The organism is Rhizobium sp. RU35A, from assembly GCF_900156005.1.
Classification (GTDB): Bacteria; Pseudomonadota; Alphaproteobacteria; order Rhizobiales; family Rhizobiaceae; genus Neorhizobium; species Neorhizobium straminoryzae.
Genome location: NZ_FTMR01000032.1, coordinates 1 through 9991, shown reverse-complemented (window position 1 = coordinate 9991; position 9991 = coordinate 1). Strand labels below are relative to the sequence as shown.

Here is a 9991-nt window from a genome sequence, read left to right as displayed (position 1 = left end):
GCCCCGCCTTCGGAGATCGCCGCGTCATAGGCCACGCGCAGCGCGCGCCGGATGCGCTCATGATCGAGCGCCATGTCGAGGGCCTCGGCGCTGAACGGGATCGGCTGGTCGGCCTCGTCGACCACGCCGCGCCAGTCGGTGATGAGCCGATGGAACATGCTGTCGTCGTGGGTTTCGAGCGCGGTTTCCAGGTCGCGGACCTGGTCGGAGGCGGCAACCTTGTCGTCGGCCGTGGCCATGGCTTCAATCGCCTCGAGCAACTGCCTTGCGAGCTGATCGCGCTCCTCGGCGTAGATGCGCATCTCGGCCTTGCCGACAATGAGGAAGCGGGCTTCGAAGCCAAATTCGGTGATGACGCCCGGCCGGTCCGGATCGGGCTGCAGCACGGTGACGGGCCACCAGGCGGCAAGACGTGAAACGAGCTTGAACATGATTTGAAGATCCTTCGAAACCTGTTTGAGAAACCTATTTGACGGTGATCGTGAACTCGTCGTTGCCGGCGGTCGGCAGGTACATCACCGGCAGCTGGTTGCCGATGATCTTCTGGTTTTCTGTGTAGGTCGGCCGGCCGATCTGCACGCGGCCTGCGGCGAACGCGACGATGTTGCCGGCCGCAACGCCATGCTGCGCCGCCATGGCGCCGGTGGTGTGCGCCTGGGCAAGGGCAAACCAGTTGATGGTTGCCAGTGCCACGGCTTCCATCGTGGCCTGCCCGGTCATCATCCGATCGACCTGCTTGACGCTCTCGTCATTGATCAGCAGGCGCGGCTGGATGTCATTGGCGAGGTCCATCGAGAAGCCTTCGGTCGCGCCGGCATAGCCGTGCAGGCTGAAGGTCGTGTTGGCCTTCGAGACCGGAACCGGCTTGATGAACTTCGTCAGGTCAACGGTTGGCATGGCCTGATCGGTGATCGTGCCCAGCAGACCGGTGAAGGTGAAACTGAAGCGCGGGATCTGGGACGGCTGCATGTTCAGGGTGAACGTACCGCGCGCGCCGAGGAGGACGTGCCGGATACCGTCCATCACGTAGTAGATCGACGCGGATTCATGCCCGCTGGAAACCGGGTTATAGACCACCTGGGTTGCGGCCGTGACGACTTCCGCCATGCCGCACGCCCGCAACAATGCCCCATAGGCCGGCACGGTACCGGCAGCGCCCGCACCAGCAATCTCGACGTCGAACGCCACGCGACCGTAATTGCCGGTCAGGATGACACCCTGATGGCCCATGTAAGGGAACATCAGATCACGACTGACGTCCTGGCCGAGCAGCGGTTCCGGCCGGAAATTGTTGACCTGCATGCCGTTGGCCGCACCGGTCGGCACGGCATCGGTGCCAGAGGTGGTTTCCAGCTTGACCAGGATCGCCTTGTTCCGCGCATATTTCGACATCAGCTCTTCCTCTTGCCGGTGCTGCCGGCGTCGTTGGTTGTGGGCGTTTCCGAGACCTCGGCTGCCGCAGGCTCAGCCCCGGCTTTGGTGTCCTGCACCAGCGCATCGGGGGACTCGATGCGCACGAGGGTCCCGTCATCGTTGCGGCGGTAGGCACCGCCAGTTTGGGGCATGTCGTTCATCTCTGACTCTCCAGGTAAGTGGCGGTACCGAACACGTCTTCGAACCAGACCATGCCGTCGCGGGCCTTCTGGATCTGGCCGCTGATGTGCTCGAACGGATCTGCAGTGTCGGCCGGCTGAAATCCGAGCAGCGCCTGGCGCGTCCAGGCCTTGAGCGTCTCGATATCTCGCGATGCCTCTTCCGCGCCGCCGGCATTTTCGGTGATGATGACGACCGAGACATCGACCTGCATGCGTTGCAGGACGGGCCCCGTCAGGCGCTGGTTTTCGCTGCTGGCCTCGGAATTGATGAACACGTAGGCAGCGGGTACGGCGGGGGGACGATCCTTCACCTGAGCCAGTTCATTAGCCCCTTCGACAAGGACGAATGGCGTACCGGCGCTCTTGAGGGCGTTGCGAACCGAAAGCACGATCATTGCAGCCCGTCTCCGATATGATCGGCGATGATCTCAGCAATTGCGGCGCGATCATCGTCATTGAAACCAAGGTAAGGACGCGCCGGCATGTCGATCACATGCGCCTTGATCGTCACATCGCGGGCGAAGTTCGATCGTGCTTTGGACCGGAAACGCTGGTCGAATGTGTCCGTCTTCGCGTTGTAGTTCTGATAGATCGTCGCGGTTCGCGCCGTCTTCTCGATCGGACCACCAAACTGATGAATGGCCGCATAAACCACGTTGGTCCCAACAACGGCGCTGGTGGCATCGGATGATGTCTGAAGGGACTCGTACAGCCGCAGTCGATCGCGCAGGATATGATTGAAGCCACGTTTGCTGCGTCCGCGTCGAACTGCGGCCGTCCTGGGTGACAGCTGTTTCCATTGCTGACCATCGGGCGCAGTCTCTGTCTCGAACCGGCGCTGTGTCGAGAACAGAAGGTGCCCGGCAATGGCGTCCATGATCTCGGCGGAGTTCTGGCTGTTGACGACAAGCCGGTTGAGCGCAGGATCCAGTTCATCGCGGATTTCCAAGGATGCACCGGTCATGTCAGTAGCCTCTCAGCGTTTCCCGCGAGAAAATGCGGTCTGGTGAGACGAACTGCACATCGGTGCCACCGGCCTGCGGCGGAGCAGCTCCGGTGTCCTCCACCAGGCGGACCTGGCCCTTCGCCACATCGCGAAGCAGTGCCAATGCCTGGTCGTATGCACGCTGGATCGGGCTGTCTTTCTCGACTCCGCGGGCGTGCAGGTAATAGCGAGCCACATCGCAGGCGGCTTTGACCACCGACGGCGGTACGCTTTCAAGCGGCAGCGCATAAGCCTTCCCGATGTAGCCGTCCAGGAACGCTGCCGCATCGGTAATGGCCCGGTTGACGACGGTGTCGTCGATCACCGAAGCGGGACGGTTTGTACGATCGGTCAGCTGGGTCAACTCCAGCTCACCAAATCGATCGACCAGATCCTGTTTCGTGCAATAGACCATCGCTACTCTCTTCAGCTTGCGCCACTGTTGCGGGCGGTACCGTCAGGCTTCTCATTCCGCCCGGGGGCTTCGGGGCATTCTCCGCTTTTGCGGCTTGTCCTCTCGTGGCTCTCCCCGCAGGTATTCAGTCGTTATCGTCGGGGCGCTCGATGACTTCCGCCACCAGCATCGGCTCCGAAAGAAGACGCTCGATCTGATCCGGCGACAGCACAGCGACCTCGTGAAAAGCGGCTTCCCGCATGTGCACGAGGCCGGCACGCCGGAACCCGTCCTGCCGCGACACGATCTTGAGCACGGGCGCCTGGCGCCCAACGAACGGCTGCATCGCCTGATAGGTCAGCGGGTAACGCGCGGCGAAATCCTCCTCGGAGAGCTGCGACGAGGTGACGCCGGCGGCAAAGGTCGGATCGGCAGATTTCGATCTGGGAGGCATGAGGTTCTGTCCTTTCGGTTCCTGGCGGAAGCGCCGGCAATCCGACGTTTCTGGCAGGAACCGCCGGCTGACGGCCGGCGGTCTGACGCGTGGCATGCTTGCCAATCAGGCAAGCCAGGGGCAGACGAGAACTTCGGCGGTGTTGTACCACTTGTTCGTGCCGCCATTGGTGGTGAGCTGGTTGCCGACGATTTCCCGAGCAGCGCCCTCAAGCGACGGCGGGACGACGAGCAGACGCGGACTGATCGCCAGCGGGTTGCCGTAGTCGGCCTTCAGGCTGGACAGGCCGACGCGCGCGGTTTCGTAGGTCGTCGCGCTCAGCGTCTGCTTGGAGCCCCAGGCCATCTGCCAGAACCCGAAACCGACCTGGCACCGGCCGTCCAGCCCGTAGATGTATTCCTTCTTGAAGAAGACGTTGTCGTCGGTCTCCTGATCCTTGCGGATCAGGTTCGAGAACGGTTTGCGCTCCTGGTAGATCAGCGGCTTCAGGGCGCGGCTGTCATCCACCAGGAACCAAGGCGCGCCGCTGCCACCGTCGGTGTTGGCGACGGAAGTGACAGCGCCGCTTGCATCGATCACCGGATGATCCGTGTCGAAGAAATACTGTCCGTCGTAGCAGTTGGTGGAGAAGCCGTTCTTCAGCAGCCCCCAGACAAGCTGATCCGGGAACATCGCTGCATTCTGGCCGAGCTGCTGGAACATCGGGCTGTAGATGCCGAGATTGTCATCTTCGAAATCGTCGCGATCGACGGCGATCGTCGTCTCATAGGACTTGTTCGTCAGCGAATAGCCGTGACGCGCAAGCCCGTTGACGACGCGATCACCGACCCATTCACGCATGCCCGGGAACTGGCCAAGCCAGCCATATTCCTGCGTCTTGGTGGTGGAGGTGATGCGGGTTGCAATCCGCGACCAGAGCGGCGATGCCATCGCAAGGCCGGCCTGGAAGGAAGCATTGAAGCCGACATAGGCCGACTGGAGTGTCTGACGGTTGATCTGCATGGACGGCCCCTTAGGAGATCTTCACCCACACGCCCTGTGCATCGACATCGAAAATCTTGCCGGCGACGGGACGAGCGGAGGAGTTGGAGGTTTTCGCGACCGTCTGATCGTCAACGACATAAGCGTCGTTTCCGATGTCGGCCAACGTGATGAGGTCGGATGAGGCGGAGTTGGCATACCGGAAGATGCCAGTCTTGACGTCCGCGTTCACAGCACCGTCGGCGCCGGTGTTGGCGACAAGGCGCTCGTTGCGGCCAACCACCTTGAGCGTACTTACAGCCGACGCCGGAACCAGCAGTCCGGAGACGTTGAGCGCAACCATGGCGCCGGCATAAAGCGTGGTCGTTCCCTTGACGGGAAACGTCCTGTTGAGGCCGGAGCGTTCCGGCGTATTGCGATCGGCGGCAAGCGCGGTCATGCTGCACCCTTCTTGGACTTGAGGAATTCATCGCGAGACAGGCCGAGCTGGCGCATGACCGAGAGGTCAGAGTCGGAGAGATCGGAACCGTCACCGCTGGGATGGCTGGGGACAGCCGATACCCGCTGGGCTGCCGTCAGGACGGGAGCCTGCCCCAGGAAACTCTGGAAGGCGGCGGGATTGCTCTTGTGGAGCGAAATACCCCAGTCCTTCAGAGCCGGGGCAAGCTGGCCACCACGAATGGCTTCATTGACGGCCGTCTCTGCTTCCTTGTCGACGTCCCTGACCTGCAGGAGCCGGAGATCGGCCTGCATGGCACTGACCTGCTCGATCGGCACATAGCGCGCCGGATCAGGAGCAGCCGTCGCAACCGCGGCCCGCATCGCGGACACGAGTTCATCGCCAGCCGCCGCGGGCTTTCCGACGATCTGCGCCAATGCCGCACGATCGGCAAAAGCGGAATTGACCGCAGCGAGGATTTCTTCGGACTTGGCGTCCTTCGTCAGTCCGGCAGCGGCGGCGATCGCCGTCGAGCTGGTCAGCAGCGAATTGATGGCAATCAGCGCATCATTCTCGCTGGCGCCCTCGGCAAGACCGAGCGCGGCAAGCACCTGTTTCATGGGTAAGTCTCCGGTTGAGGCTTGCTGGAAAAATGAGTGGGCCGCGACCTCGGGGATATCGAGGTTCGGGAAGTTGGTCAGACTGACCATCATCATGGCGAGGACAGTGCCGTCCTGCGCATGGGCATAGACAGGTGACAGATAGCGGTATTCGCGAGCGTTGATCGCGGATGCCGCATTGGCTGTCCATTCGACCAGGCCGTAGAGGCCGTCGTCGCGCGCCTCGATCTGCTTGATCCACCCAGCGGCCGGCGCCGGCTGTCCGTTTTTCTGCGCGTTGATTGTCTGGTGCTCGTAATCGACCACCATTTCGGTGGCGCCATAGATTTTCCGGGTCTGGGCGGCGATGCGTTCCAGGGAAGCACGGTCGCCGGCATGGTAGGGACCGCGGCCATCGCGACCCGAAAACGTGCCGGCCGGCAACAGCATGATCCAACGGCCGGCATCGCCGTCAGCGGACACATCAGCATCCGGCCCTCCCACGCTGATGGCATGAGCGGCAACGAGACCCGAAAAGAGATTTGAGACGCCAGTTTTCATGCGGCGAGATTGCCCCGGGCGACACCCGGGAAACAGCCACAAGGGTTTGTGGTTACGTCGAGATGGCGGCCTCGACGACGCCAATGTCATAGCACGACCGCAGCCGGAGGCAATGTCGCGCCGTTAAAGTAGTTTTAAACGCCATACACGCGGTTCAACGCTTCGGACTGACCATCCGAGCGCCCGACCTTCTCTCGCACGCCAGCGAGCCTCTCCGCAACACACGTCATCCCGGCTGCCTCAACAGGGCGAGCAAGTCGGCTCGCTTCTCCTCGCTGGCCTTCTCGGCAACAAGATTGGCTCCTGCCTTGCCTGGATTATAGTCCCAGCCGGGGTCGATGCCACGGGGGATCGATCTTACCTCTCCCGTCCTTTTGTTCGTCCACGTCACGAAATCATTCGGAGGTGGATCGAACTTCAATTGGCTGCGCATGCGCTGAACGTCGCGATCCGACAGGCTCTGCAGCGTGCATCTGCAGTTCCATCCACACGGCGGCGCCCACAGATCCCAGTAAGGATGGTCGACGGGCAGACACAGGTTATGACGAAGCCTGTGCTCCGGCCTGGTGCGGTCATCCAGCACGCACACATACCGCAGCCAGGGCCGATCGTGCTTCCTGCGTTCAAAGCTGGACCAATGGCCTGCCGCATAGGACACGCGCATGTTGACGTTGAAGATAAATGCCAGCCTGCTGGCGGAGCCAAGCTGCACGGGCCTCTGCAATCCCGTCGCCGGATCTTCCACGAGCTTGCGTCCCCACCATCCTTTCGCCTGGAGGAGCGGGGTCAGTTCGGATGCGAAATCGCGGGATGTACGCCCTTCCGCAAGAGCCTTTAAAAGTCCCTCGAAGATATCACTCAGGATATCGTAGCCAGCTGATTTGGCGACAGTGCCGGCACGCGCCTGTTCGTCTGCATAGACGTCTCGCCAGGAGAAGCTCTGTTCCAGAGACTGCGATCGCGCAAAAAGAGCCTTGATGGCGTCTTCAGGCTTCAGAGGCTTCAGCTCGACGGCCATCAAAGAGCCTCGTCGGCTTCGCCCGCCAGGCGCGCGGCAAATGATGCCCTGGCGAGGATCTCAGCCAGCTTGTTGACGCCGATCGTCTCGATGCGCCGCGCAAGTATCGCCTGGGCATCGTCGACATTCGTTGCCGTCTTCAGCTCATCTTCCAGCCCGGCGACAATGGGATCGACCATTGTTTCCCAGTCACCGCCGATGATGGCGGAAACTGCTTCGTCGATCGAATCGGTATTTTGCCCGAGCTGGGCAGAGTGCATCGCGATCTGTGGTCGTCCAGGATTGTCGGGCGCGGTACCCGGCGCGCCTGGTACGCTCGGCGAGGACAGAGCGGCTGGCATCAGCAACTCCTCCTCGGGATCCGGATCCGGCAGCCCGATCCTGTCGCGCATTGTCGACATGCCAACCTTCAGGCCAAGTGGCACGAGTTTGGCCACATTGTCGACGAGCTTTCCCACATCGACCTCGTCCGGACGGCCGATCTTGATCTTTGGATAGATTTTGCGCGGCCCCATATTGAGCGAGACCAGCGGAATGATCAGATCCCGACGAATGGAGGCTGCAAGCTGTTTGGCATCGGCGCGCTCAATGTCTTCGCGCACCCCGTCGTGTACCTTGCCGACCGCATAACCGCCCGCCTGGGCGTCGGTCGTCGCGGTCTGCCCCAGCACGAGCTTGGAAACTTGTCGATCGAGCCAGTCGGCACGCCGCTCGTAGAGATCGAGGCTGCCGGAAAGAGAGGCCTGCACGAATTCGATTACCATCGATTCCGGGATGATCGCTCCGTAGTCAGACGCAATGCCGGACACAGCTCGCAGCAGAATGGCTTTTTCTTCCGGCGATGCATTGTCGCCATGCTTCCCGACTCGGATAGGCTGGCCATAGGCTTCGCAGAAGACGGCCCAATCAGAAGCCGTGAAGGTCTTGAATAAATATGCCCATGCTGCGGACCGCGCCAGGCCGCCGCGGATCGTAAGACCTGATTTCACCTTCGCCCGATGAATGATCCACTTCGCGGGCCAGAGATCCTCGTCTCCACCGATACCCTTAAGCTTCAGCGTCTCGCGGTCGGTCCTGTCGAAGTTGAACCACCGCGGATCGCGCCACTTCAAGGCGCTCGGCATCCATTGACCTTCCGAAGTGTCCCACATGATCTCGGTGGCGCTGAAACCCTTGCCGATTGCGTCCAGGATGTCGAACAGTTCGTCTTCAAACTCGTCGCGGGTGATGACGTCACGGACCAGATCTGCTGCCCGAACATCATCGGGGTCGTCACTGGCGGCTTCGACGGTAACGTCCAGTCCGGACACCTGGCGCTTTCTGACGCCGAGGACGCCGGCGTAATGTTCGTTGCGCTCTTCCATATCCTCGGCGAGTTCCAGATAGCGCTCCGGATCACCGTCGATCGCCTCTCGCAGGATCCGTGCGAGTTTCGGTGGGGTCAGTCCTGGAGCCTGATGATTTCCCTCTGGCCTGCGCACGCCAGCCATCGTCGGCGCCGCCTGTTCCTGCTTCATGGCCGCCTTCTGGATCGGGCGACCGAACTGGTCGAGCAACTGAACCATCAGTAGCCTCCTCGTCTGTGTTTCAAGGCAGACATCCGGAATGCCTGTTCGTCGTCAGTCTGCCGCTCCGCGAATTTCCCGGCATGCGCCGGCGCCGGCTCATAGGAGTACGTTCTGGCCTGACCGTTTGCCGCCTCCAATGCAAGCGCAAGCGCCCAGAACCGGTCAGCGTGCCCGTCCGGTGTCCGCTCGGCGGTGAACCGGATATTGCCTGCAGCCGTCACCTGCTTCGTGACTGAGCGTAGATCGGCCCGAATATGCTTGTCGTAGGGAATACGGACCCGACGCTCTTCCATGTGTGAACGGACGGGGTAGGCCAACGCCTCCTTCACCTTGGGCGTGAAGGTGACCGCCTCGACCCGGTTGGCACCGAATTTCGCCTGCGCATCGTCCGCCCAGCCGATGCCAAGGCCGGTTGCGTCGAAATTCGTCCGGACGCAACGTGCGATCCATGGCCACAGAACCTTTTCCTGGTCAGGCTTGGACATGTTCTGAAGCGTCTCGACATGGCGGGTGTAAAGGACGTCGCCAAGTTTTTCGACCACCCAGAGAACCGTCAGGTCCTTCTTGCGGCCGATATCTATGCCCGCGTAAAGCTGACGGCCCTCGACCAGACGCCAGTCGATGTCGGCGCCATATTCGCAGCTGGCAATCAGGTCGTATTCCAGGAACGCGGCATCGTCGTCGGCCGGCTGGCACATGTACTCCTGAAGGAAGCTTTCCTCGTCGGCGCAGCCGCTCTTCACCCAGTCGAAATACTGCGCCTCCGTCATCTCCTGCCGCTCGTCGTCTTCCGGCAGGGACTGCTGCAGCTTGTAGAGAAAGCCGTCGTTTAAAGCGTCTTCCAAGGTCACGCGATGCAGGCTGATTTTCTTGGGATTACCCCCCTCCCGATACTCGCGCACGAGCATGTTGAAGAAGTTCTTTGAGCCGCGATGGGTGGAGATCACCTCCATCGAGCCGCCCCAGGTGATGCCGGGATAGGCAATGGACCAGAGTTTGCGCGGGTCCGGATGAAGCGCGAATTCGTCAAGGACACGGCCGCCGCGCTTGCCGGCCTGTGCATCCGGGTTCGAACTCATCGAATGGATGCGCTTGTTGTTGGCAAAGCGCAGGACATAGGCGCTGTGCTTGCCGTCCGGATCGAGCGCCACTTCGCCCATGTCGCGGGCGGCAAGGTCGAGATTGCCGGACCACAGCTTGCAGTCTTCGAGGAAGAGGCGCGCCTGGATGTCGTCGCGCGATGACACCCATTGATCATGCCGGGCCGAGGCAAGCGAGGTGCGCGAGACGGTGGCATAGGCTGTCGACCAGGACAGCCCGATCTGGCGGCCTTTCTCCATCAGCTTCAGGCGCGAATTGTCGGTGATCCACCGGCCCTGGTAGGGCAGGAAGATCGC

Annotated in this window: 13 protein-coding genes; all 13 read right to left on the bottom strand. The window is 61.7% G+C overall.

Features of this window, described 5'->3' with window-relative positions:
* Positions 1-431, bottom strand: a 431-nt coding sequence (locus tag F3H95_RS26715) for a hypothetical protein (protein WP_149748206.1), incomplete at its 3' end; no start/stop codon positions are given.
* 34 nt (positions 432-465) lie between these two features.
* Entirely contained in the window at positions 466-1392 is a 927-nt protein-coding gene (locus F3H95_RS26710; RefSeq protein ID WP_149748205.1) for a phage tail tube protein, read from the bottom strand.
* Positions 1392-1574, bottom strand: coding sequence for a hypothetical protein (locus F3H95_RS26705; protein ID WP_149748204.1), 183 nt, complete (start codon positions 1572-1574; stop codon positions 1392-1394). The genes F3H95_RS26710 and F3H95_RS26705 overlap by 1 nt, the downstream gene beginning before the upstream one ends.
* Entirely contained in the window at positions 1571-1990 is a 420-nt protein-coding gene (locus F3H95_RS26700) for a hypothetical protein (protein WP_149748203.1), read from the bottom strand. The genes F3H95_RS26705 and F3H95_RS26700 overlap by 4 nt, the downstream gene beginning before the upstream one ends.
* Positions 1987-2559, bottom strand: coding sequence for a phage virion morphogenesis protein (locus F3H95_RS26695; RefSeq protein ID WP_149748202.1), 573 nt, complete (start codon positions 2557-2559; stop codon positions 1987-1989). The genes F3H95_RS26700 and F3H95_RS26695 overlap by 4 nt, the downstream gene beginning before the upstream one ends.
* A 1-nt stretch (position 2560) precedes the next feature.
* Entirely contained in the window at positions 2561-2995 is a 435-nt protein-coding gene (locus F3H95_RS26690; RefSeq protein ID WP_149748201.1) for a DUF1320 domain-containing protein, read from the bottom strand.
* Positions 2996-3119: 124 nt separating this feature from the next.
* Positions 3120-3428, bottom strand: coding sequence for an HI1506-related protein (locus tag F3H95_RS26685; RefSeq protein ID WP_149748200.1), 309 nt, complete (start codon positions 3426-3428; stop codon positions 3120-3122).
* A 105-nt stretch (positions 3429-3533) separates the two neighbouring features.
* Positions 3534-4430: a Mu-like prophage major head subunit gpT family protein gene (locus F3H95_RS26680; protein ID WP_149748199.1), complete on the bottom strand. Its 897-nt coding sequence runs from the start codon at positions 4428-4430 to the stop codon at positions 3534-3536.
* A 10-nt stretch (positions 4431-4440) separates the two neighbouring features.
* The gene (locus tag F3H95_RS26675) at positions 4441-4848 is read right to left on the bottom strand and encodes a hypothetical protein (RefSeq protein ID WP_149748198.1); all 408 of its coding nucleotides are present in this window, start codon (positions 4846-4848) and stop codon (positions 4441-4443) included.
* A complete protein-coding gene (locus F3H95_RS26670; protein ID WP_188134506.1) occupies positions 4845-5930 on the bottom strand; it encodes a phage protease in 1086 nt (361 codons plus the stop codon). Before F3H95_RS26670 ends, F3H95_RS26675 begins: the two co-directional genes overlap by 4 nt.
* Positions 5931-6234: 304 nt before the next feature.
* On the bottom strand, positions 6235-7026 hold the full coding sequence (locus F3H95_RS26665; protein ID WP_149748196.1) for a phage minor head protein: 792 nt from the start codon (positions 7024-7026) through the stop codon (positions 6235-6237).
* On the bottom strand, positions 7026-8591 hold the full coding sequence (locus F3H95_RS26660) for a DUF935 domain-containing protein (protein ID WP_149748195.1): 1566 nt from the start codon (positions 8589-8591) through the stop codon (positions 7026-7028). The genes F3H95_RS26665 and F3H95_RS26660 overlap by 1 nt, the downstream gene beginning before the upstream one ends.
* The coding region (locus tag F3H95_RS26655) for a terminase family protein (protein ID WP_149748194.1) at positions 8591-9991 on the bottom strand (1401 nt) is incomplete at its 5' end. The genes F3H95_RS26660 and F3H95_RS26655, both read right to left, overlap by 1 nt.